The sequence below is a fragment of the Saccharothrix sp. genome, assembly GCF_031180885.1.
In the GTDB taxonomy this organism is placed as follows: domain Bacteria; phylum Actinomycetota; class Actinomycetes; order Mycobacteriales; family Pseudonocardiaceae; genus Actinosynnema.
Map to the genome: position 1 here is coordinate 20140 of NZ_JAPSLK010000068.1, position 21496 is coordinate 41635.

22 protein-coding genes and 1 pseudogene are annotated in these 21496 nt (G+C 72.2%); 10 read left to right on the forward strand and 13 right to left on the reverse strand.

Translation table 11 applies throughout. The annotated features are described in order from the left end of the window. Window positions 1-107 precede the first annotated feature (107 nt). Window positions 108-881, forward strand: coding sequence for a PaaX family transcriptional regulator C-terminal domain-containing protein (locus RIN75_RS38930; RefSeq protein WP_309117123.1), 774 nt, complete (start codon window positions 108-110; stop codon window positions 879-881). 5 nt (window positions 882-886) lie between these two features. Next, window positions 887-1681 carry an enoyl-CoA hydratase-related protein gene (locus RIN75_RS38935; RefSeq protein WP_309117124.1) on the forward strand — a complete coding sequence of 265 codons (795 nt, stop codon included), beginning with the start codon at window positions 887-889 and terminating at the stop codon, window positions 1679-1681. 874 nt (window positions 1682-2555) lie between these two features. Here the strand turns inward: RIN75_RS38935 and RIN75_RS38940 are convergent. The 6 genes from RIN75_RS38940 to RIN75_RS38965 are packed head-to-tail and all read right to left on the reverse strand — an operon-like array spanning window position 2556 to window position 5538. Continuing rightward, the gene (locus RIN75_RS38940) at window positions 2556-3110 is read right to left on the reverse strand and encodes a DNA-3-methyladenine glycosylase I (protein WP_309117125.1); all 555 of its coding nucleotides are present in this window, start codon (window positions 3108-3110) and stop codon (window positions 2556-2558) included. Then, window positions 3110-3517: an SRPBCC family protein gene (locus tag RIN75_RS38945; RefSeq protein WP_309117126.1), complete on the reverse strand. Its 408-nt coding sequence runs from the start codon at window positions 3515-3517 to the stop codon at window positions 3110-3112. Before RIN75_RS38945 ends, RIN75_RS38940 begins: the two co-directional genes overlap by 1 nt. After that, complete coding sequence (locus RIN75_RS38950) at window positions 3504-3815, reverse strand: DivIVA domain-containing protein (protein ID WP_309117127.1); 312 nt, start codon at window positions 3813-3815, stop codon at window positions 3504-3506. The genes RIN75_RS38945 and RIN75_RS38950 overlap by 14 nt, the downstream gene beginning before the upstream one ends. Window positions 3816-3873: 58 nt before the next feature. Continuing rightward, on the reverse strand, window positions 3874-4536 hold the full coding sequence (locus tag RIN75_RS38955) for a permease prefix domain 1-containing protein (protein ID WP_309117128.1): 663 nt from the start codon (window positions 4534-4536) through the stop codon (window positions 3874-3876). A gap of 1 nt (window position 4537) precedes the next feature. Then, window positions 4538-5218: a permease prefix domain 1-containing protein gene (locus tag RIN75_RS38960; RefSeq protein ID WP_309117129.1), complete on the reverse strand. Its 681-nt coding sequence runs from the start codon at window positions 5216-5218 to the stop codon at window positions 4538-4540. Further along, on the reverse strand, window positions 5200-5538 hold the full coding sequence (locus tag RIN75_RS38965; RefSeq protein WP_309117130.1) for a helix-turn-helix transcriptional regulator: 339 nt from the start codon (window positions 5536-5538) through the stop codon (window positions 5200-5202). Before RIN75_RS38965 ends, RIN75_RS38960 begins: the two co-directional genes overlap by 19 nt. An 89-nt stretch (window positions 5539-5627) precedes the next feature. Between RIN75_RS38965 and RIN75_RS38970 the strand changes: the two genes are divergently transcribed. From RIN75_RS38970 to RIN75_RS38985, 4 genes and pseudogenes are all read left to right on the forward strand, one after another. Then, window positions 5628-6791, forward strand: a complete 1164-nt coding sequence (locus RIN75_RS38970; RefSeq protein ID WP_309117131.1) for a cytochrome ubiquinol oxidase subunit I — start codon at window positions 5628-5630, stop codon at window positions 6789-6791. A gap of 13 nt (window positions 6792-6804) precedes the next feature. Beyond that, window positions 6805-7650: a cytochrome d ubiquinol oxidase subunit II gene (locus tag RIN75_RS38975; protein ID WP_309117132.1), complete on the forward strand. Its 846-nt coding sequence runs from the start codon at window positions 6805-6807 to the stop codon at window positions 7648-7650. Beyond that, window positions 7637-9148: a thiol reductant ABC exporter subunit CydD gene (gene cydD / locus RIN75_RS38980; RefSeq protein ID WP_309117133.1), complete on the forward strand. Its 1512-nt coding sequence runs from the start codon at window positions 7637-7639 to the stop codon at window positions 9146-9148. Before RIN75_RS38975 ends, cydD begins: the two co-directional genes overlap by 14 nt. A 740-nt stretch (window positions 9149-9888) precedes the next feature. Beyond that, a pseudogene (locus tag RIN75_RS38985) lies at window positions 9889-10311 on the forward strand (ATP-binding cassette domain-containing protein); the annotation flags it as partial. 197 nt (window positions 10312-10508) lie between these two features. On the opposite strand, the gene RIN75_RS38990 reads toward RIN75_RS38985, so the two are convergent. Next, window positions 10509-11396: a glucosyl-3-phosphoglycerate synthase gene (locus tag RIN75_RS38990; protein ID WP_309117134.1), complete on the reverse strand. Its 888-nt coding sequence runs from the start codon at window positions 11394-11396 to the stop codon at window positions 10509-10511. Continuing rightward, entirely contained in the window at window positions 11393-12265 is an 873-nt protein-coding gene (folP, locus tag RIN75_RS38995) for a dihydropteroate synthase (RefSeq protein ID WP_375296078.1), read from the reverse strand. The genes RIN75_RS38990 and folP overlap by 4 nt, the downstream gene beginning before the upstream one ends. 153 nt (window positions 12266-12418) lie before the next feature. Between folP and RIN75_RS39000 the strand changes: the two genes are divergently transcribed. The 3 genes from RIN75_RS39000 to RIN75_RS39010 are packed head-to-tail and all read left to right on the forward strand — an operon-like array spanning window position 12419 to window position 15344. Then, window positions 12419-13909: a CocE/NonD family hydrolase gene (locus RIN75_RS39000; RefSeq protein WP_309117136.1), complete on the forward strand. Its 1491-nt coding sequence runs from the start codon at window positions 12419-12421 to the stop codon at window positions 13907-13909. Between the two features lie 36 nt (window positions 13910-13945). Continuing rightward, window positions 13946-14311 carry a DUF3224 domain-containing protein gene (locus tag RIN75_RS39005; protein WP_309117137.1) on the forward strand — a complete coding sequence of 122 codons (366 nt, stop codon included), beginning with the start codon at window positions 13946-13948 and terminating at the stop codon, window positions 14309-14311. Beyond that, window positions 14304-15344, forward strand: coding sequence for a DNA glycosylase AlkZ-like family protein (locus RIN75_RS39010; protein WP_309117138.1), 1041 nt, complete (start codon window positions 14304-14306; stop codon window positions 15342-15344). Before RIN75_RS39005 ends, RIN75_RS39010 begins: the two co-directional genes overlap by 8 nt. Before the next feature lie 124 nt (window positions 15345-15468). On the opposite strand, the gene RIN75_RS39015 is transcribed toward RIN75_RS39010, so the two are convergent. Together RIN75_RS39015 and dapE are read right to left on the reverse strand one after the other, a co-directional pair. After that, window positions 15469-16239 carry a TIGR00730 family Rossman fold protein gene (locus tag RIN75_RS39015; protein WP_309117139.1) on the reverse strand — a complete coding sequence of 257 codons (771 nt, stop codon included), beginning with the start codon at window positions 16237-16239 and terminating at the stop codon, window positions 15469-15471. Between the two features lie 22 nt (window positions 16240-16261). Further along, complete coding sequence (gene dapE / locus RIN75_RS39020) at window positions 16262-17329, reverse strand: succinyl-diaminopimelate desuccinylase (protein ID WP_309117140.1); 1068 nt, start codon at window positions 17327-17329, stop codon at window positions 16262-16264. 1052 nt (window positions 17330-18381) lie between these two features. Here dapE and dapD point away from each other — a divergent pair. After that, entirely contained in the window at window positions 18382-19356 is a 975-nt protein-coding gene (dapD, locus tag RIN75_RS39025; RefSeq protein ID WP_309117141.1) for a 2,3,4,5-tetrahydropyridine-2,6-dicarboxylate N-succinyltransferase, read from the forward strand. Between the two features lie 92 nt (window positions 19357-19448). Here the strand turns inward: dapD and RIN75_RS39030 are convergent, their stop codons facing one another. The 3 genes from RIN75_RS39030 to fdxA are packed head-to-tail and all read right to left on the reverse strand — an operon-like array spanning window position 19449 to window position 21438. Continuing rightward, window positions 19449-19979 (reverse strand): gamma carbonic anhydrase family protein, encoded by a 531-nt coding sequence (locus RIN75_RS39030; protein WP_309117142.1) that lies wholly within the window; start codon window positions 19977-19979, stop codon window positions 19449-19451. Window positions 19980-20029: 50 nt separating this feature from the next. Then, window positions 20030-21115, reverse strand: coding sequence for a succinyldiaminopimelate transaminase (gene dapC, locus RIN75_RS39035; RefSeq protein WP_309117143.1), 1086 nt, complete (start codon window positions 21113-21115; stop codon window positions 20030-20032). Beyond that, a complete protein-coding gene (fdxA, locus tag RIN75_RS39040; protein ID WP_053716290.1) occupies window positions 21112-21438 on the reverse strand; it encodes a ferredoxin in 327 nt (108 codons plus the stop codon). Before fdxA ends, dapC begins: the two co-directional genes overlap by 4 nt. Window positions 21439-21496: the final 58 nt, after the last annotated feature.

Here is a 21496-nt window from a genome sequence, read left to right on the forward strand (position 1 = left end):
TCGCCGTGCCCCAACGATTTCCGCCGCGCTTTTTCCGCCGTCACCTGGTTGTGACCAATTCGCACGCTGTGGCGTGTCGCGGGGTCGCCCTGACAGACTCGGAACCCGTGCGGGCACGATCGGCGCTCTTCGACGTCTACGGCGGCCACCTGCGGGAGCGGGGCGGCGCCGCGACCATCGCCGCCCTCGTCCGGCTGCTCGAGCCGCTGGACTTCGCGGCGCCCGCCGTCCGCACCGCCGTGTCCCGCACCGTGCGGCAGGGCTGGCTGGAGCCGGTCCGCCTGGCGTCGGGCCCCGGCTACGCCATGACCCCCCGCGCGGAACGCCGCCTCGACGAGGCCGCCGCCCGCATCTACCGCACCCGGCCGTCCACGTGGGACGGACGCTGGCACGTGGTGGTCCTGGAGGAGCTGCCCGCCCGGGAGGCGCGGGACCGGCTGGCGTCCTCGCTGCAACTGCTCGGCTACGGCGCGTTGGGCCCGGTGACGTGGATCGCACCGCGGCCGTCCCCCGAGCTGGCCGACGTCCTGGCGGGCGAGGGTGTGGTGGCGAGCACGTTCCACGGCGAGCACGAGGGCTCCCCGGCGGCGTTGGCGGCGCGGGCGTGGGACCTGGAGACGCTGGGCCGCGACTACGCCCGGTTCGTCGCCGAGTGGGCCCCGATCGTGTCCGCTGTGGACGGTTCGTCGCCCGCCGAGGCGTTCGCCGCGTCCCAGCGCTTCCTGCACGCGTGGCGGAAGTTCCTGTTCCGCGACCCCGGACTGCCCCGCGAACTGCTGCCGGAGGACTGGCCGGGCACCGCGGCGGCCGAGTTCTTCGACCGGCACACCGCACGGCTCGCGCCCGCGGTGCGCAAGTTCGTGGACGACTGCCTCGACTAGCCCGCATGGAGGTCCCACCCGTGTCCGAACTCCTCGTCGACGACGCCGACGGCGTTCGCACCTTCACCCTGAACCGGCCCGAGTCGTACAACTCGTTCACGGTGGCGCTGAAGGAGCAACTGCTGGCGGCTGTGCTCGACACCGCCGAGGACCCGTCCGTGCGGGCGGTGGTGATCACCGGAGCCGGCAAGGCGTTCTGCGCGGGCCAGGACCTGAAGGAGCACATCGCGCTGCTGGAGGCCGGCGACCCGGCCCCGCTGCACACCGTCGAGCAGCACTACAACCCGCTGGTCAAGGCCATCGTGGCGATGCCGAAGCCGGTGATCGCGGCGGTCAACGGCATGGCGGCGGGCGCGGGGGCGTCCCTGGCGTACGCGTCGGACCTGAGGGTCGCGGCGGCGTCGGCGAAGTTCCTGATGGCGTTCGCGAACGTGGGGCTGACGGCGGACTCGGGCGCGTCGTGGACGCTGCCGAGGCTGATCGGGCACGGGCGGGCGATGGAGATGATGCTGCTGGCCCAGCCGGTGGGTGCGGAGGAGGCGCTGCGGATCGGCATGGTGAACCAGGTCGTGCCCGATGGAGAGGCGCTGTCGACCGCGCAGGCGCTGGCCCGGAAGCTGGCGGCGGGGCCTACGGTGGCGTACGCCAAGATCAAGGAGGCCATGGCTTTCTCGGGTGCGTTGGCGGAGGCGCTGGAGGTGGAGGCGCGGACCCAGGCGGAGGCGGGGGCGACGGCCGACCACCGGGAGGCGGTGGCGGCTTTCGTGGAGAAACGAGCCGCCGAGTTCAAGGGCCGCTGACGGCCGGGGGGCGGGTGGCTGACCCAGCTCAGCCCTGACAGCCCTGAGCCCGCCAACCCGCCTCGCCTGCCCGCCGGCCCACCCGAGCCGAAGCAGGTGCGCCGCAGCCCCGGCCAGCCCGCTTCGGCTCGGCTCAGCCCGCCCCACCTCAGCCCGCCCCACCTCAGCCCGCCCCAGCCAAGCCCGCCCCTGCCCGGTCCTGCCCGCCCCGGTCCTGCCCGCCCCTGCCCGGCTCGGCCCGGCTCGGCCCGGCTCGGTCGCGGCACTCGGGCGGCCGAGGTGAGAGCGGCTTGGCTCGGTTCAGTCGTGGGGCGGCGGCTAGGTGCAGAAGTGCAAAGGTCGCGTTGGGTTTCCGCCCACCCACCCCCTCCCAGGCCCCCTGGCACAAGCCAGGCGCGCGGCGCGCGCCAAGCGCGCTCCGCGCGCAGACCCGAGCGCTACGCGCTCGGATCGCACAGCCCGGCAGAGCCGGGCCGCGCCGGCCGCCGCAGGCGGCCCCGCCGAAGGCGGGTGCAGTTGGGGCTTGTGCGAGGGGGCCTGGGAGGGGGTGGGTGGGCGGAACCCCAACGCGACCTGGCATTTCCGCAGGGCTGCCGCGGCACCCCGCGGCCTCCGGCCCCCGTCTCCATTATCCCACCGGGCACCGACAATTCCGGCCAACCGGCAGCCGACCACCCATGGCGCCCGCCCAAGCCGAGCCACCATGGCAGCCACCCCACCTAGGCCGAGCAGCCGCCATGGCAACCCCCCACCCAAGCCGAGCAGGCGCCATGGCAACCCCCCACCCAAGCCGAGCAGGCGCCATGGCAACCACCCCACCCAAGCCGAGCAGCCGCCATGGCAACCACCCCACCCAAGCCGACCAACCAGCGAGTCAGGCAGTCGGGGCCGGGGTCGTGGCTCGGAAGCAGGTGGCGATGTGGTCGTCGACCATGCCGGTGGCCTGCATCAGTGCGTAGCACGTCGTCGGGCCCAAGAACACGAAACCCCGGCGCTTCAGCTCCTTCGCCATCGCCTTCGACTCCGGCGTCACCGCGGGCACATCGGCCATCGTCGCCGGGCGCACGTGGTGCTCGGGAGCGAACGACCACAACAGCTCGTCCAACCCGCCGTCCAACTCCGCGACCAGCCTCGCGTTGTGTATCGCCGCGTTGATCTTCGCCCGGTTCCGGACGATGCCCGCGTCCGCCATCAAGCGGTCGAAGTCGGTCTGGTCGTACTCCGCCACCACCGACGGCTCGAAACCAGCGAACGCCCGCCGAAAGTTCTCGCGTTTGCGCAGGATGGTGATCCACGCCAGCCCGGACTGGAAGGACTCCAGGCACATCCGCTCGAACAGCGCCACGTCCCCGTGCAGCTCCACCCCCCACTCCGTGTCGTGGTACTCGATGTAGTCGGGTGTGCTGACGCCCCACGGGCATCGGTTCATCAGTGGTACTCCCGGGCGAACGAAGCGAACCTGTGCAGTGACCAGCGCACGCCCGGCGCGAACGCGAGCGCCAGCGGCCACGGCACGTCCTCGACCCACACGAATTCGCTACCCGCCCCGCGCTCGACGACCCGGAACTCGGCGGTTCCGGTGACCAGCCGGCCGGTGTGCTCGATCGCGCACCGGTGCGGGGGCTCCCACGCTGTGATGCGCATGGTGTCGGTGAACCCCACCGGACCCAGGCCGGTGAACGCCGACAGCGAAGAGCCGGCGCTGCGGCCGTCGCCGGACACCACGTGGACCCGGGTGAGCAGCATCCACTCGCCCTGCCGCGCCCAGTCGGTCACCGCCGCCCAGGTCACCGGGGCCGGCGCATCGACGCGAACGCCCAGCTCAAGCCGGGTCACGCTCGGCCTCCCGGGCGGCCTCCAGCTCCGCCACCCTGGCCCGCAGCCGGTCGACCTCGGTGGCCAGGCGGTCGAGCGCCCAGTCGACCTCGGTCATCTTGTAACCCCGGAACACCTGCTGGAACTGGAGACCCCGGATGTCGTCGGCCGTGACGTCCTCGGCGGGCAGCCGGGTGGGCGACGCGCCGGGCGGCAGCGGCTCCAGTTCCTCGCCGCGGCCGAAGACTAGCGAGGCGAGCAGGAACACCACCGCCGCCACGAGGACCATGACGAGGAGGTAGATGAGCGCGCTGGTCACACGACGATCGTGACACACACCTCCGACAGTTCGCGGTGAACGTCCCAGAACACCGACCTCAGGCGGCCGACAGGACCAAGCAGCGGCGGGCCATGGTGCCCAACCGCACGCACATGGCCAGAGACACCAGGGAGCCCACGACCACCGGCGGCGAGAACAGCAGGACGCCCGGGCTCAGCACCGCGGTCCCCACCAGGATCGCCAGGTACCCGGCCACCACGGCCGCCACCCCACCCGCCGCGCACCACCCGGCCAACCGCGCCAGCCGCCCCGACCCCACCCCGCGCACCACCATCCGCCGCCCCACCAGCAGCGCGCATAGCGCCACCCCGGCCACCACCCACGCGGTCGAGTCGTTGGCGGTGGCCAGCAGCACGTACCAGCCGGGGACCGGGGTGTCCGAGCCGAAGTACAAGCCGAACCAGAGCGACCGGTTCAGCTCCCACATCAGGTGCGCCAACGGCGGCAGCAGCAGGAGCGTGCGCAGGGTGCGCGCGCCATGGGCCAGGGCCAGCAGGCTCTGGTAGCCGCGGGCGATCTCCGCCACCGGGCCGAAGTCCGCGACGGCTCGGGAGCGGGCCTCAGCCGGCGAAAGGCCGGCACGGGCGTAAGCCTCGGCGGCGTCCTCCAAGCCGTCGCGGGCCTCGGCCAGCAGGTCGGCGCGACCCGGCCCGCGCAGGCGTGAGCCCAGGTCGGTCACGTACTCGTCGATCACGTCCACGTCAGGCCGCCGAGAAGACCAGGCACCGCCGGGCCAGCACGGCCAAGCGCACCATCACCGCGTACATCGCCACGGTCGCCAAGGTCACCGGCGGCGACAGCTCCAGCAGCCGCGACACGTCGACGCTCGCGGTAGCCGTGATGATCGACAGGCTGCCCAGCAGGGGCGCGGCCACCGCCGCCACGGCGACCCCGCCGGCCAACCGGGCCAGGGTCGTCGTGCCCACCCCGCGCCGGGCCAGCACCCGGCCCCCGACCAGGGCCACCAGCACCAAGCCCGCCACCACCCACGCCACCCAGTCGTTGAGCCGCGCCACCACCAGGTACCAGCCGGGCAGCGGGACGTCCCCGTCCGGCCACGCGCCCATCCAGAACCGCCGGTTCAGCTCCCACAGCACGTGCACCAGCGGCACCACCACGAGCACCGTCCGCAGGGTCCGCGCGCTGTGCGCGAGGGCGAGCAGGCTCTGGTAGTCCCGGGCGATCACCGGCAGGGGTCCGAAGTCGGCCACCGCCCGCCGCTGCGCCGACGCCGGGTCCAGACCGGCGTCGGCCAGTGCCGAGGCCGCGTCGTCCAGGCTGTCGCGGGCCTCCGCGAGCAGGTCCCGCTTGAGCGGACCGGGGCCGCGCAGCCGCCGGTCCAACGCCGTCACGTACTCGTCGATCACGCCTGCGCCGGCCACGGCCCGCCCCCCAGCACTCCCTCGATCGCGGCGGTGAACTCGCGCCACGCCGTCCGCTCGGCCGCCAGCGCCCGGGACCCGGCCTTGGTGAGCCGGTACGTGCGCCGCTGCCGTCCCCCGACCGTGCTCCACTCGCTGCTCACCAGGCCGGCCGTCTCCAGCCGCCGCAGCGCCGGGTACACCGTGCCGGTGGGCAGGTCGAGCGCTCCGCCGCTGCGCACCTGCAGCGCCTCGATGATCGCGTAACCGTGCAACTGCCTGCCGTCGAGCGTGGCCAGCAGCAGCGCGTCGAGGTGGCCGCGCAGCGCGTCGGGCTTCATAGGTAGGCACTCTACGGGTCGCGAACCCGGGACACATCAGGGGAAACCCCGATCCACCTGTCGGCTGCCTACATATACCGTCCCTACCCATGGACACCCTCGGGCTGGCCCGGCTGCAGTTCGCCGTGACCACCTCTTTCCACTTCTTGTTCGTGCTCCTCACGCTCGGACTCGTCACTTTGGTCGCCGTCATGCAGACGCGGGCGACCCTCTCCGCCAACCCGGTGCACGCGCGCATGACCCGGTTCTGGGGCCGGCTCTACGTCGTCAACTACGCGCTGGGCATCGCGACCGGCATCGTCATGGAGTTCCAGTTCGGCCTGAACTGGTCCGGCCTGTCGCACTACGCGGGCGACGTGTTCGGCGCGCCGCTGGCCGTCGAGACGCTGGTGGCGTTCTTCCTGGAATCCACGTTCCTCGGCCTGTGGATCTTCGGCTGGGACCGGCTGAACAGGTGGGCGCACCTGGCCTTGATCTGGCTGGTCACGCTCACCGCCTACGCGTCCGCGCTGTGGATCATGACCGCGAACGCCTTCCTCCAGCACCCGGTGGGCCACGAGGAACGCGACGGCGTCCTGCGCCTGGTCGACTTCTCCGCGCTGTTGAGCAACCCCCTGTTCGGCATGGCCGTCGTGCACGTCGTGTTCGCCGCGCTGACCGTCGGCGGGGTGTTCGTGACCGGGGTGAGCGCGTTCCACTTCATCCGGCGGACGACCGAGGTCGAGTTCTTCCGGCGGTCGCTGCGGCTGGGCGTGGTGGTCACGGCCCTGGCGACGCCGTTGGTGGTCGGGGTCGGGTTCGCGCAGTTCCCGATCATCGGGGAATTCCAGCCGGACAAGAGCGAGGCGGCGGGCGCGGCGGGTGGCGCGGGGCTCGGGTTCATGATCCTGATCGGGTTCCTGCTGCTGCTCGCGAGTTGGATCACCGTGCCGCTGCTGTTCCGCGACTGGATCGTGAAGCTGCGCTTCCCGCTGTACCTGATGGTCATCGGCATCCCGCTGCCGTTCATCGCGGCCATCGGCGGCTGGCTGTTCCGCGAACTGGGCCGGCAGCCGTGGCTGGTGTACGGGCTGCTGCGCACGGAAGACGCGATGTCGCACGCCACCCGGGACGGGATGTTGTTCTCGTTCATCGCGTTCACCGCCGTGTTCGCCGTGCTCGCGGTCGCGGACTGGGTGCTCATCGCGCGGCTGGCGAAGCGCGGCCCGGTCGAGGCGAGCGTCCCGGTGTCCCCGCTGGTTCCGGCTCTGTGAAGGGGTTTTGATCGTGGAGGGTGTGTGGGTGGCCCTGCTCGGGCTGCTGACGGCGGGGTACTTCGCGCTGGCGGGGTTCGACTACGGGGTCGGGCTGCTGTACCGGTTCCTCGGGCGCGACGAGGCGGAGCGGGCGCGGGTGCTGCGCGCGATGACGCCGTTCTTCCTGGGCAACGAGGTGTGGCTGGTCGCGGCGGTCGGTGTGCTGTTCGGCGCGTTCCCCCGGCTGGAGGGGGAACTGCTGTCCGAGCACCGGATCGCGTTCGTGATCGTGCTGGTGGGGCTGGTGCTGTTCACGGCGGCCGTGCAGTTGCGGATCGGGCCGTTCTGGGACGTGTTCGTGGTGGGCGGCGCGCTGGTGGTCGCGGTGGGCTGGGGCGTGCTGCTGGCTGACGTCCTGGGCGGGCCGCCGGTGCTGTGGGCGTTCGGGCTTGTGTCGCTGTTCCTGTTGCACGGCGCGGTTTTCCTGGCCTGGCGGCTGGACGACCGGGCGCGGGTGCTCGTGGTGGCGCGGGTGTTGTTCGCGCCGGTGGGGCTGTTCGTGGTGGCGGCGGTGTTCCTGCGCGGGCCGGTGGCGTTGCCGGCGGTCGGTCTGGCTGGTGCGGTGGTGGCACTCGCGGGCTTGGCGGGGGCCTGGTTCGCGTTGCGGGCACGGGCTTTCCGGGTGGCGTTCCTGTGCACGGCGGTGGTGTGCGCGGTGCCGGCGCTCGCGGTGTTCGGGGCGCGGGGCGTGGTGACGCCCGGGGTGATGTCGCACACGCCGACGTTGCAGGCGCTGGGCTGGGTGGCGGCGGTCGTGCTGCCGCTGGTGCTCGTGTTCCAGTGGGCGACGTGGAGACTGTCCCGTGCGGCACGCTGACCGGCGGTACGTCGTCGCGCTGACCCTGCTGGGCGTCGTGACGGCGGGCCTGGTGCTCGCGCAGGCCGAGGCGTTGGCCACCGTGCTCAGCGGTGGCGGCGGCCTGGGGCTGCTCATCGGGGTGGTGGCCGCGCGGGCTGTGTTCGTCTGGCTCGGACGCGTTGTGGCGCAACGGGAAGCGGCTTCGGTGAAGGCCGCGCTGCGCAAGCGGGTGCTGCGCGACGGCTCGGGGTCGACCGGGGCCGTCACCACCCTGGTGGTCAAGGGCCTGGACGCGATCGAGCCGTACCTGGCCGGGTACCTGCCGCAGGTCGTGGTGTCGGTGACCGTGCCGGTGGCGGTGCTGGTCCGGCTGTCGTTCGCGGACTGGACGGCCGCCCTGACGATCGCCTTGACGCTGCCGTTGGTGCCGGTGTTCGCGGCGCTGGTCGGCATGCACACGCGGGAGCGCACGCGGCGGCAGTGGGAGGGCCTGGCCGAGGTCGGCGGGCACTTCCTGGACGTCGTGCGCGGCCTGGGCACGCTGCGGATGTTCGGCCGGGCCGCCGCGCAGGCCCAGACGGTGCGGGCGATGGCCGGCGCGCACGCCTCCGCCACCATGCGGACGCTCCGCGTGGCGTTCCTGTCCGCGCTGGTCCTGGAACTGGTCGCGACGCTGTCCGTGGCGCTGGTGGCGGTGCCGGTGGGCCTGCGGCTGCTGCACGGCGGGGTGACCCTCCACGTGGCGCTGCTCGTGCTGCTGCTCGCGCCCGAGGCCTACCTGCCGCTGCGGGCGGCCGGGGCCCAGTTCCACGCCAGTGCGGAGGGCCTGGCGGTGCTGGAGCAAGCGTTTGCGGTACGGCCGCCGGCGGTGGTCGCGGGGCGGCGTCCGCCGGACCTGCGCGTGGCGACCATCGAGGTGGACGGGGTGTCGGTGCGCTACCCGGGACGGGACGGGCTCGTGCTGGACCGCGTGTCGTTGCGGCTGTCACCCGGTGAGCGGGTGGCCCTGGTCGGACCGAGCGGGGTGGGCAAGAGCAGCTTGCTGGCGGTCCTGCTGGGCGAGGTCGAGCCGTGCGCCGGGCGGGTCCTGGTGGACGGCGTCGACCTGCGCGAACTCGACCGCGCGGAGTGGCTGCGGCAACTGGCCTGGGTGCCCCAGCGGCCGACGCTGTTCCCGGGGACGGTCGGGGAGAACATCGCTTTGGGATCAGACGGGGTGGATGTCGTGTCGGCTGCTCGGGCGGTCGGGCTGGGGGATCTGGTGGACGCGCGGCACACGCTGTCGGCCGGGGAACGGCAGCGGGTGGCGCTCGCGCGGGCGCTGGTGCGCGACTCGGCGCAGGTGTTGCTGCTGGACGAGCCCACCTCACGGTTGGACGGCCGGACCGAGGACACCGTGCTGCGGGTCGCCCGGGAGTGGTTCACCCGGGAGTCGTCACGCAGCCGGACGGCGCTGATCGTCGCGCACCGCCCGGCCCTGCTCGGCGAGGTCGACCGGGTGGTGGAACTGCGATGAGGCTCGTGGTGGCGCTGGTCGTCGGCGTGGCGGCGGAACTGGCCGGGATCGGGCTGATGACGACGGCCGTGTGGCTGGTCATGCGGGCCGCCGAGCAGCCGCCGATGTCCGCGCTGGCGGTGGCGATCGTGGCGGTGCGGACGTTGGCCGTGGCGCGCGGCGGGCTGCGCTACGCCGAGCGGTTGGCCGGGCACGAGGCCGTGCTCAAGGCCATGGTCGAGGTCCGGGGACGGGTGTACGAGTCGCTGCTGCGGCGGCCGTTGCGCGGCGGGGACGCGTTGACCCGGCTGGTGTCCGACGTGGACGCGCTCCAGGACGCGGTGCTGCGGTGCCTGCTGCCGGCGTGCGTGGCCGCGCTGGTCGGCGTGGCGGCGGTCGTGGTGGTGCCCCAGTTGGCGATCGGTGTGGTGATCGTCGGAGTCGTCCTCCCCCTCGTGGCTTTCGCCTTGGCAGACCGGCACTTGCGGGCGCTCGCTCCCCTGCGGGCCGAGTTGGCGGACCGGGTCGTGACGTTGCGGGAGGGCGCGGCCGAACTGCGGGCGTTCGGCGCCCTGGACCGCGAGCTGGCGCGGACGGACCAGGTGGTGGACGACCTGGCCGTGCGCGAGCGCCGCGGGACGCGGCCGGCGGCGGTGCTGGCCGGGGTGGCGGTCGCGGCGCAGTTCGGGTTCGCGGTGTTGTTGCTGGTCCAGGGCGCGCCCGCGTACGTCGTCCTCGGGTCGGTCGCGGTGCTGGAGGTGATGGTGCCGCTGACCGGGGCGGCGCAGAAGTGGGCCGAGGTGCGCGGCTCGGTGTCCCGCGTCCGCGAAGTGCTCGCCGCACCAGCCGACGAAACCCGCACGGAACCGCTGGTGGACGTCACGCGCTACCGGCGGATCGGCGTCGTGGGTCCAAGCGGCGCCGGCAAGAGCACCTTGCTGCGAGCCGTCGCGCACAAGCACGGTGCCAAAGGCGTGCTCGACGACGCCCACGTCTTCGAGCGCACGGTCCGCGAGAACGTCCTGTTCGCCAAACCCGACGCCACCCAGGCCGAACTCGACCGCGTGGCGGCCCTCGTGGACCTCGACGTCGACTGGGACGCCGAAGCCAAGCTGTCCGGCGGCCAACGACAACGCCTGCTCCTCGCCCGCGCCCTGCTCGCCGACCCGGACGTCCTGCTGCTGGACGAACCCGTCGAAGGCCTGACGATCCAGCACGGCGACGAGGTCCTGGGCCGCGTGCTCGACGCCGCTCGCGGCACCGTCGTCCTGGTGACCCACCGACTCGCACCGCTCCAGGACTTCGACCACATCGTCGTCATCGAGGACGGCCGGGTAACCCAGCGCGGCACGCACGCCGAACTGGCAGCGACCGATGGCTACTACCGGGACCGCTGGAGCACCGAGCGCATCGGCGGCCGGTCGGCCATCAGCACGTCCACCGGCTTGGGCAGCCACTCGTCCGCCACCGGCACGAACCTGGTCAGCGTGTCCGACGCGACCGGCACGCCCAGCCGCCGCAGCACGGTCCCGACCACCTGACTGGACATCGGCCCCAGCTCGTCCAGCGGCCGGTTGCGGTGCCGGCGGACACCCAGGTTGACCTGGGCGATCCCGGCCGGCCCGAACCGGTCCGCGGCGTCGAGCAGCAGCCCGACCTCCACCCCGTACCCGGCCGCGAACGGCACCGACTCCAGGAACTCCCGCGTGCCCGCGTACTCGCCGCCCAGCGGCTGCACCACCCAGGACAGCTCCGGCCGCAACGCGTTGAGCAACGGCCGCGCCGCCAACTCGGTGACCCGCCCGCCCCCGGTGGCGCCCTGCCCCAGCGGACGCCGGTAGAAGCCCTTCACCAGGTGCACGTCCCGGGTCAGCAGCGGCCCGAGCAGGGCCGGCACGTAACCCGGGTCGGGGTCGACCAGGTCGGAGTCGAGGAACACCACGACGTCCCCGGTGGTCGCCGCCAGCGACCGCCACAGCACCTCACCCTTGCCCGGCCACGGCGGCAAGTCCGGCAGCACATCGGTCCGCCGCACGACCCTGGCCCCGGCCGATGCCGCGACCTCCACCGTCCGGTCCACCGACCCGGAGTCCACCACGACCAGCTCGTCCACCAGCCCACCGACGAGCGGACGCACGGCCGCCACCACCCCGCCGACGGTGGCCTCCTCGTCCAGCGCGGGCAGCACAACACTCACGGTCCGAGACCCTTTGCACCGCAAGAGTTCCGCCAAAGTCCACTGTGGACGCTGCCAGGTGTTGCCGATCACGCCAACGCCCGCAACACCTTCGCCGGCGGACGCGTGCCCGCGATACCGGCCACCATCTCCACCACGTGCCGGGTCTGCTTCACCTGGTGCGCCCGGAACACCTTCGCCCCCAGCCACGCCGCGACCGACGTGGCGGCCAGCGTCCCGTCGACCCGGTCGACGAGGTCCGCGCCCAGCGTCTCCCCGACGAAGTCCTTGTTCGACAACGCCATCAGCACCGGCCACCCGGTGCCGACCAACTCGTCGAGCCGGCGCAGCAGTTCCAGGCCGTGCCAGGTGTTCTTGCCGAAGTCGTGGGTGGGGTCGATCAACACCCCTTCACGCGGCACCCCGAACGCCACCATCCGCTCGGCCCGCGCGACCAGTTCCTCGCTGACCGCCGCCACCACGTCCTCGTACCGGACCCGGTGCGGGTCGGTGCGCGGCGGCAGCCCGCCGGTGTGCGAACACACGATCCCCACCGCGAACTCCGCCGCCACCTCCGCCAGCAACGGATCGGCCCCGGCCCACGTGTCGTTGAGCAGGTCCGCCCCCGCCCGGCACACCTCGCGCCCCACCTCGTGGCGCCAGGTGTCGACGCTGATCACCAACCCGGGGTGCCGCTCTCGCACCGCCGCCACGAACGGCACGACCCGTCGGATCTCCTCGTCGGTGTCGACGTGCTCCCCCTTGGACCCGGCCTTGACGCCCCCGATGTCCACGATGTCGGCGCCTTCGGACACGGCCCGGTCGACGGCGGCCATGGCGGCGTCGTCGGCGAAGGTCGCCCCCTGGTCGTAGAAGGAGTCGCGCGTCCGGTTGACGATCGCCATCACCAGCGCACGATCCTGGGGCACTTCACGCGTACCGAACCGAAGCATGGTCGCCATCGTGCCATCGCTCCCACCAGCGCACTTCGGCGCTGCGGACCTCCGGCGCCGACCGGGTGAACCAGGTCACAGGCCATTGCTACTGGCGAGTACCACTCTGTTTACTCGCTGGTAACACCCTGCGTGATCCAGGTCACGGTCAAGGAGGACCACGTGCGCCGGACACTCATCCTGCTGCTCGTTGCCATAACAGGTCTGGTCCTGGCGCCACCGGCTCAGGCGGCGCCGGGCTTCGCCGTGCGGTACGAGACGATCCCCGGCCAGGGCGGCACGCCGCTCAAGGCGTTCGTGGTGGAGCCGACGGGCCGGGGCAGCGGGCCGTTCCCGCTGCTCGTGTTCCCGTCCAGCTGGGGTGTCAACAACATCGAGTACGTGGGTGCGGCGGCCAGGTTGGCCTACGAGTCCGGCTACACCGTGATCAGCTACACCAGTCGAGGCTTCTGGGACTCCGCCGGCGAGATCGACGTGGCGGGCCCGGACACGATCGCGGACGTCAGCCGGGTGATCGACTGGGGCATCGCGAACGCGGGCGGTGACGCGGCGAAGGTCGGCGTCGGCGGCATCTCCTACGGTGCCGGGCAGTCGCTGCTGGCCGCCGCCGTCGACCCGCGCATCAAGGCCGTCGCCGCGCTGAGCACGTGGACCGACCTGGCCCGCTCGCTGTACCCGAACGAGACGGTCAGCAAGCAGGCCGTCGAACTGCTGCTCGCGGCGGGCAACCTCACCGGGCGGCCGGGGCCGGTGCTGCGGGAGGCGGAGGCGGCCTACCGGGAGAACCGGTTCGAGGACGTCCTGCCGATCTCGCCGCCGCGCTCCCCCGCGTCCAAGGTGTCCTCGATCAAGGCCGCCGTGCTGATCGGCAACGCCTGGAACGACGGGCTCTTCCCGCCGGGGCAGATCACCGACTTCTTCGGCCGTCTCACGGGGCCGAAGCGGCTCATGCTCTCGCCCGGCGACCACGCCACCGCCGAGCTGTTCGGCGCGGCCGGGCTGCCCAACGAGATCTGGGCGTCGGTCGGCCGCTGGTTCGACCACCACCTGGCGGGCGTCGACAACGGCATCAACCGCGAGGGCGCGGTGCAGGTCAAGCCGAACAACGGCGGCGGGTGGCGGTCCTACCCGTCCTGGGCGGCGGCGACCACGAAGTCCTCGACCATCCCGCTGTCCGCCGACTGGAACACCACCGGCTGGCCCACCATCGCCGAGAGCGGCACGGTCATGGTCAGCGGCGCGTTGCAGGGCTTCCTGAACATCCCGACCGGTGTCTCCATCCCGCTGGTCGACCGGCTCGCGTCCGGGGTCTGGCACGGACCGGTCCACTGGAGCGGCACGACGGTCAGCGGCACGCCCCGCGCCCACCTCACCGTCACCACCAGCGCCGACACGACCTCCCTGTTCGCCTACCTGTACGAGGTCAACGCCCTCGGCCTGGGCGCGCTGGTCACGCACAAGCCGGTCACGCTGCGCGGCGCGGGCACCCGGACGCTGGACCTCGACCTGGAGCCGGTGGTCTGGGAGGTGGCGCCGGGCAACCGGTTGGTGCTGGTCGTGGACTCGGTCGACGCCCGGTACGGCGGCGAGAGCAGCCTCGGCGGGTCGGTCCGCTTCGGGGCGGACTCGTGGCTGAAGGTGCCCCAAGCCTGACAGCAGGTGGCAGGAATTGCTGTCAGCATGGCCTGCATGGAAGCGAAGTTCACCATCACCCGCTGGGACGAGACCACCGTCGACGACACCGAGCCGAAGATCGGCCGGGTCGCCGTGGACAAGCGGTACAGCGGACCGATGGAGGGCACGAGCACGGCCGAGTTGACCACGTGCCAACCCGGTGAGACGCAGGCCGGGTACGTGGGGACGGAGAGGTTCACCGGCGTGCTGGACGGGCGGACGGGGTCGTTCGTCTTCCAGCACGGCGGGATCGTCGGGTCGGCCGGTGCCGACCGCTTCGGGCACGTGGTGCCCGGGTCCGGCACCGGCGAACTGGCGGGCATCGGCGGCACCGTGCGGATGTCGCACGAGCTGATCGAACTGGACTACCGCCTTGACTGACCGCGGCCAGGTCCTCGCCCACCGGGTCGCGGCCCACCAGTTCGACCGCGGTGTGGCGGACCCGGCCGCGCTGCGGGTGTTCGACCTGGGCGTGCAGGACTCGGAGCGGTCGGCGCTGCCCGCGCTCGCGGCCCGGCTGCCCGAGGTGCCGGATTTGGCGGAGTTCACCCTGACGTGGTCGGTGCGGGGCGCGCCGCACTGGCACCGGCCGAAGGCGCTGCCCGCGCTGGCCGCCGCGCTGTGGCCGTTGAGCGACGCCGACGCGCTGGCCCGGATGAACCGGCCCAAGGTGGACGCGCCGCTGGACGTGTTCCGGGCGGTGGTCGAGGCGTTGAAGTCCGTGGTGGACGAGCCGATGACCAAGGGCGAGGCGTCGACCCGCCTGACGCCGTTGGTGCCGCCGGAGGTGACCGGGTGGTGCCGGGGCTGCCAGGCGACCCACGTGCACGACCCGATCTTCCGCATCGCCGTGCTGCCCGCCGGGCTCCGGTTCGACCCGGCCGCGAAGACGGTGACGTTCTTGCCGATCAAAGGCCGTCGGATTCCCCAGCGCACCAAGGGCTTCGAGGGCTTGGTGCACGACTGCCTGGCCCTGCACGGCCCCGCCGGCCCGTCCGAGGTCGCGGCCTACTTCGGCGCGCCGGTCAAGGACGTCAAGGCGGTGTGGCCGGACGACCTGGTCGAGGTGGGGCGCGGGGCGTTCCTGCCGGCGGACCGGGTGGCGGCCTTCGAGAACCCGCCCGAGCCGGACGTGGCCCGCCTCCTGCCGCCGCTCGACCCTTACCTGAGCGCCCGCGACCGGGACCTGTTGGTGCCGGACAAGGCGCACCAGAAGGAGGTGTGGCGCATCCTGGGGCGGCCGGGGGCGATCATGGTGGACGGCGAGATCCTGGGCACCTGGCGCGCGAAGACGTCGGGCAAGCGCTTGGACGTCACCCTGTCACCGTTCGCACCTCTGGACGTCGAACGTTTCGAGGAGGAAGCCCAGCGCCTGGCTGTCGCCAGGGGCTTGGAGAGCGCGAGGCTCAAGTAGCGCAAGCGTCCAAGGCTGCCGTGACGTCGTCGGTCACCACCAGCGAGTCCAGGGCGAAGCGGGACACGAAACCGCGGGAGTGCAGGCTGAGGGACCGTCCGCAACGATTAAACGGTGACGGCGGTCAATGCGCCTCGCCCCACGCCTTGTGCGCCTCCTGGACCACGCGGACGGCGTCGTCGATGTCGTCGGTGACGTGCAGCAGCGCGAGGTCCTTCTCGCCGATCTTCCCGCCGCCCAGCACCGAGCGCTCCACCCAGTCGTACAGGCCCTGCCAGTAGTCGCTGCCGAACAGCACCACCGGGAACTTGGTGACCTTCTTGGTCTGCACCAGGGTCAGCGCCTCGAACAGCTCGTCCAGCGTGCCGAACCCGCCGGGCAGGCAGATGAACGCCTGGGAGTACTTGATGAACATGGTCTTGCGGACGAAGAAGTAGCGGAAGTTCACGCCCAGGTCGACCCACGGGTTCAGGCCCTGCTCGAACGGCAGCTCGATGCCCAGCCCGATGGAGAACCCGCCCGCCTCCGAGCAGCCCCGGTTGACCGCCTCCATCGAGCCCGGACCACCGCCGGTGATCACGGCGAACCCGGCTTCGGCGAGCGCGCCGCCGAGCTTGCGGCCGATCTCGTACTCCGGGTGGTCGCGGCCGGTGCGGGCGGAGCCGAACACGGTGACCGCGCTGGGCACCTCGGCCAGCGCGCCGAAGCCCTCCACGAACTCGGCCTGGATGCGCAGCACCCGCCACGGGTCGGTGTGGACCCAGTCGCTGGGGCCGCGCGAGTCCAGCAGCCGCTGGTCGGTGGTGGTCAGCTCCTCACGGCGCCCGCGGCGCAGGACGACCGGTCCGCGCTGCTTCTCCTTGGGGTGCTCGTCGACGCCGTTGTGCTCACTCATTGGCGCGAGTCTAGTGCGGGTCTCACCCCCGGCTGAGGAACCGCCACAACACTTCGCGGCACCGTCGGACGTCATTCACCGGCACGTGTTCCTGCTGGGTGTGCGCCAGCAGCGGGTCGCCGGGACCGAAGTTCACCGCCGGGATGCCCAGGGCCGCGAACCGCGCCACGTCCGTCCAGCCGAGCTTGGCCACCGGGGTCCCGCCGGCCGCCTGCACCAGCTCCTGCGCGGCCTCGGTGTGCAGGCCCGGCAACGCGCCCGCGGACATGTCGGTGACCGTGACCTCGAAGCCCTCGAACACCTCGCGCAGGTGCTGCTCGGCCTGCTCGGGGCTGCGGTCGGGCGCGAACCGGTGGTTGACGGTGAGCACGGCGGCGTCCGGCACGACGTTGCCCGCGACCCCGCCCTCGATCTTCACCGCCTGGAGGCCTTCGCGGTACAGGCAGCCGTCGATGTCGACCTGGCGCGGCTGGTAGCTCTCCAGCCGGCGCAGGGCCTCGCCGATCGCGTGGATCGCGTTGACGCCCATCCAGCCGCGCGCGGTGTGCGCCCGGACGCCCTTGGTGCGGACCTCGATGCGCATGGTGCCCTGGCAGCCGGCCTCGATGACCGCGTTCGACGGCTCGCACACGATGGCGAGGTCGGCCTTGAGCCACTCCGGCAGGTCGCGCTCGACGAAGTTCAGGCCGTTGCGGACCGCCTCGACCTCTTCGCAGTCGTAGAACACGAAGGTCAGGTCGTGGACCGGGTCGGTGACGGTGGCGGCCAGGTTCAGCATGACCGCGTCGCCGCCCTTCATGTCGCAGGTGCCCAGGCCGTAGAGCAGGTCGCCGTCCAGGCGGGAGGGCAGGTTGTCGTTCACCGGGACGGTGTCCAGGTGGCCGGCGAGCACGACCCGCTTCGCGCGGCCCAGGTCGGTGCGGGCCAGCACGCAGTTGCCCAGGCGGACGACCTCGAGCGCGGTCTGCGCGCGCAACGACCGCTCGACCAGGTCGGCCAGCTCGGCCTCGTTCCCGGACACGCTCGGCACGTCCACGAGGGCGGCGGTCAGCTCGACGGGATCGGCAGCGAGGTTCAAGGTGTCGGCCACGCCTCCGCACGTTACCGCGTGCCGGTTGCCCTCTTCGGGTGGCGTCGCCGGGGTCCGGGGTCCGGGGTTCGAGATCCGGGGTCCGGGGTCCGGGGTCCGAGGTCCGGGGTCCCGGGTCCGGGGTCCGGGGTCCGGAATTCGGGTTCGGCGGTTCAGGCCGCCCGGTGGCGGGTTCCGCACACGGCCTTCGCCGCGCAGCGGCTGCTTTTGCTTTTCGCCGCGCTCCGCGCGGCGGGCTGCTCCCAGCCACAGGCGGGGCTTCGGTTCCCCCACCGTATGGCCTGCCCGAAGGGCTACCACAGATTTCCCGGGTGCAGCCGAAAAGTTTTGCGAGGAACGAGCAAAAAATTTCAGCGGCACCCGGGAAATCTGTGGTTGGCTTTGCCAGGCCATGCGGTGGGGAACCGACGCCCTTCCTCCCCCATCGGTGGTCCTCCAGGCCCGCTTTTGATCTTGAGAGCGCGCCGGCGCGTTCAGCTTGTGAGCGCGTCAGCGCCGTTCAAGAGCGCGAAGCGCGTTCCTCCTCCAGCCGCGCGGAGCGCGTTGCGTTCACACGCGCACAGCGTGGACTTGAGCGCGAAAGCGCAGGTCTAAAGATCAAAAGAGCCTCGCCGGCGGGCAGGCCGCCAAGGATGACACAACTGCAACTGCGGGGGCTTCTTGCTTGTGCCATCCCCGCATGGCCTGGCAAAGCCAACCACAGATTTCCCGGGTACCGCTGAAAACTTTTGCTCGTACCTCGCAAAACTTTTCGGCTGCACCCGGGAAATCTGTGGTAGCCCTTCGGGCAGGCCATACGGGGATGACACAAGCAAGAAGCCCAAGTTGAGTTGCGTCCTCCCCGGCGGACTGCCCGCTCGCCGGCTCCGCCGCCCGACTGGGCGCGTAGGGCGGCTGGGGGCGTGGGGTGGTTGAGGGCCGTGGAGGTGGCTGGGGCCGTGGGGTGGCTGGGGCCGTGGAGTGGTGGGGGGCGTGGGGAGGCTGGGCGGCTGGGTGTCCGGAGGTTGGGCGCGAGGGGGTGGCTGAGGGTCGGTCCGTTACCGTTGACCCCCGTGAGCACCGAGAACCCGACCGGCGCGTTCGGCGTCGGACTCGCCACCGTCACCTCCACCGGGGCCGTGCTGGACACCTGGTTCCCGTCGCCGTCGCTGGGCGCGCCCGAGTCCACCGGCACGACCCGCCTGTCGGCCGCCGAGGTCGCCGAAGCGCTCGGTGAGGCCGCCGCGAAGCAGCTCGGCTTCGACGCCGAGCGCGACGTCGAGGTCGTGGGCGTGCGGGTGGGCATCGGCTCGCTGTCCGACGCGCCCGCCGACACCCACGACGTCTACCTGCGCCTGCACCTGCTGTCGGCGCGCCTGGTGCAGCCGCACGGCGCGAACCTGGACGGCGTGTTCGGCCTGCTCAACAACGTCGTGTGGACCAACCACGGCCCGTGCGCGGTGGACGGGTTCGAGGAGACCCGGCTGCGGCTGCGCACCCGCGGCCCGGTCACCGTCTACGGCGTCGACAAGTTCCCGCGCATGGTCGACTACGTGGTGCCGACCGGCGTGCGGATCGCCGACGCCGACCGCGTCCGCCTCGGCGCGCACCTCGCGGCGGGCACCACCGTCATGCACGAGGGCTTCGTGAACTTCAACGCGGGCACGCTGGGCGCGTCGATGGTCGAGGGCCGGATCTCCGCGGGTGTGGTCGTGGGCGACGGCTCGGACATCGGCGGCGGCGCGTCGGTCATGGGCACGCTGTCCGGTGGTGGCAAGGAGGTCATCGCCATCGGCGAGCGGTGCCTGATCGGCGCGAACGGCGGCGTCGGCATCTCGCTGGGCGACGACTGCGTGGTCGAGGCCGGGCTGTACGTCACGGCGGGCACCAAGATCACCGGGCCGGACGGGACGGTGGTCAAGGGCGCGGCGCTGTCCGGCACGTCCAACCTGCTGTTCATCCGCGACTCGACGACCGGTGTGGTCAAGGTCCTGCCGCGCAAGGGCACGGGCGTGGAGCTGAACGCGGCCCTGCACTCGAACGACTGACCCACCACGGGGCCGCAACCTGGTTCGCTGCGGCCCCACCGGTCAGCCCTGTTCGCACGCCGGCCGGTCAGGCCTGTTCGCATGCCGGCCGGTCAGGCTTGTTCGATCGTCGCCTCTTCGATCCCGGCCGCGTGCCGCTGCGCCAGCGCCTGGTAGATGGCCGCGTTGTGGTCCACCCACATCTTCGGCGCGCCCTCCAGCGGAACCTGCCGCTTCGCCGGCACCCCCATCGCCACAACCTCCGGCGGCACCACGCTCCCCGGCCCCACCATCGCCCCGGCCGCGATCAACGCCCGCTCCCCGATGACCGCGCCGTCCTGCACGGTGGCCCCGTTGCCGATCAACGCCCCCGCGCCGACCGTGCAGTCGTGCACCACGCACAGGTGCCCGATCGTCGCCCCGGCCCCGATGTCGACGCCCTGCTGGACGTGGATGACCGTGTTGTCCTGCACGTTCGCGCCCTCCCGGATGACCACGGGCCCGAAGTCGGCGCGGATGACGACCCCGTACCAGACGGACGCATTCGCCTCTACGGTGACGTCCCCGATGAGGGTGGCGGTCGGCGCGATCCACGCGCTCGGGTGCACGACGGGCGTCTTGCCTTCAAACGAGTAGATCGGCATACCCAACAGTAATCTCCGCTGGGTAAGCCGACCTCAGCCCCGTCAGCCGCTCAGCCGCCGAGACGCTCGGCCGCCCGCGCGACCCGCTCGTCGGTCGCCGTCAGGGCGATCCGCACGTGCCGGTCGCCGGTCGGCCCGTAGAACGTGCCCGGAGCGGCCAGGATGCCGCGCTCGGCCAGCCACGCCACGGTGTCCCACGCCTTCTCGTCGCGGGTCGACCACAGGTACAGGCCCGCCTCCGAGTGGTCGACGGTGAAGCCCGCCGACTTCAGCGCGGGCAGCAGCACCTCGCGCCGGGCGCGGTAGCGCTCCCGCTGCACGGCCACGTGGTCGTCGTCGTTCAACGCCGCCGTCATCGCCGCCTGCACCGGTCGGGGCACGATCATCCCCGCGTGCTTGCGGACCTCCAGCAGCGCCGCGACCAGGGCCGGGTCGCCGGTGACGAACCCCGCCCGGTAGCCCGCCAGACTGGAGGACTTGGACAGCGAGTGCACCGCCAGCAGCCCGTCCAGCGCACCGCCGTTGACCTCGGGGCGCAGCACGGACACCGGTTCGGCGTCCCACGGCAGCGCCAGGTAGCACTCGTCCGACGCCACCACCGCGCCCACGTCCCGGGCGTCCCGCACGGCCTGGGCCAGCGCGGCGGCGCCCTGCACGCGGCCGGTCGGGTTGGACGGCGAGTTCAGCCACACCAGGCGGGTGCCCTCGGGCGGCGGTTCGCCGTCGGCCAGGCGGACCGGGGTCGCGCCCGCGAGCTTCGCGCCCACCTCGTAGGTCGGGTAGGCCAGGGCCGGGATCGCCACCACGTCACCCGGGCCGAGCCCGAGCAGCGTCGGCAGCCAGGCCACCAGCTCCTTCGACCCGATGGTGGGCAGGACGTCCTTCGGGTCCAGCCCGGTGACGCCGTGCCGGCGCGCGAGGGCGCCGACGACCGACTCGCGCAGCTCCGGCGTTCCGTGCGTGGTCGGGTAGCCGGGCTGCTCGGCGACGCTCGCCAGAGCCCGTTGAACCAGGTCCGGAACCTCGTCCACGGGGGTCCCGATGGACAGGTCGACCACACCGCCGGGGTGCGCACGCGCCTTGGCGGCGTGGTCGGCCAGGGAGTCCCAGGGGAAGTCCGGGAGCCGCTTGGTCACTCGTGCGACGCCTGCGGCGGGAGAGCCTTGATGAACGCGGGGTCGGCGCTGACCTTGCCCACCTTCGAGGCACCGCCCGGGGACCCCAGCTCGTCGAAGAAGTCCACGTTCGCCTTGGTGTACTCCTTCCACTCGTCCGGGACGTCGTCCTCGTAGTAGATGGCCTCAACCGGGCACACCGGCTCGCAAGCACCACAGTCGACGCACTCATCCGGGTGGATGTAGAGCATCCGGTCGCCTTCGTAGATGCAGTCGACGGGGCACTCTTCGATGCACGCCTTGTCGAGCACGTCCACGCACGGCTGGGCGATCACATAGGTCACTGCGCTCTCCTGCTCTTGTTCTGGTCCACACCGCGCAAGCCGGAGAGTACGCGGCGGA

What these genes read in the sequence shown, in the direction of transcription:
- RIN75_RS39005 (WP_309117137.1), top strand. Translation starts at nt 13,946, where the DNA reads ATGGAAGCGAAGTTCACCATCACCCGCTGGGACGAGACCACCGTCGAC.
- folP (WP_375296078.1), bottom strand. Translation starts at nt 12,265, where the DNA reads ATGGCGACCATGCTTCGGTTCGGTACGCGTGAAGTGCCCCAGGATCGT.
- RIN75_RS38965 (WP_309117130.1), bottom strand. Translation starts at nt 5,538, where the DNA reads ATGAAGCCCGACGCGCTGCGCGGCCACCTCGACGCGCTGCTGCTGGCC.
- RIN75_RS38940 (WP_309117125.1), bottom strand. Translation starts at nt 3,110, where the DNA reads ATGAACCGATGCCCGTGGGGCGTCAGCACACCCGACTACATCGAGTAC.
- RIN75_RS38935 (WP_309117124.1), top strand. Translation starts at nt 887, where the DNA reads ATGGAGGTCCCACCCGTGTCCGAACTCCTCGTCGACGACGCCGACGGC.
- RIN75_RS39015 (WP_309117139.1), bottom strand. Translation starts at nt 16,239, where the DNA reads ATGAGTGAGCACAACGGCGTCGACGAGCACCCCAAGGAGAAGCAGCGC.
- RIN75_RS39030 (WP_309117142.1), bottom strand. Translation starts at nt 19,979, where the DNA reads ATGCCGATCTACTCGTTTGAAGGCAAGACGCCCGTCGTGCACCCGAGC.
- RIN75_RS38970 (WP_309117131.1), top strand. Translation starts at nt 5,628, where the DNA reads ATGGACACCCTCGGGCTGGCCCGGCTGCAGTTCGCCGTGACCACCTCT.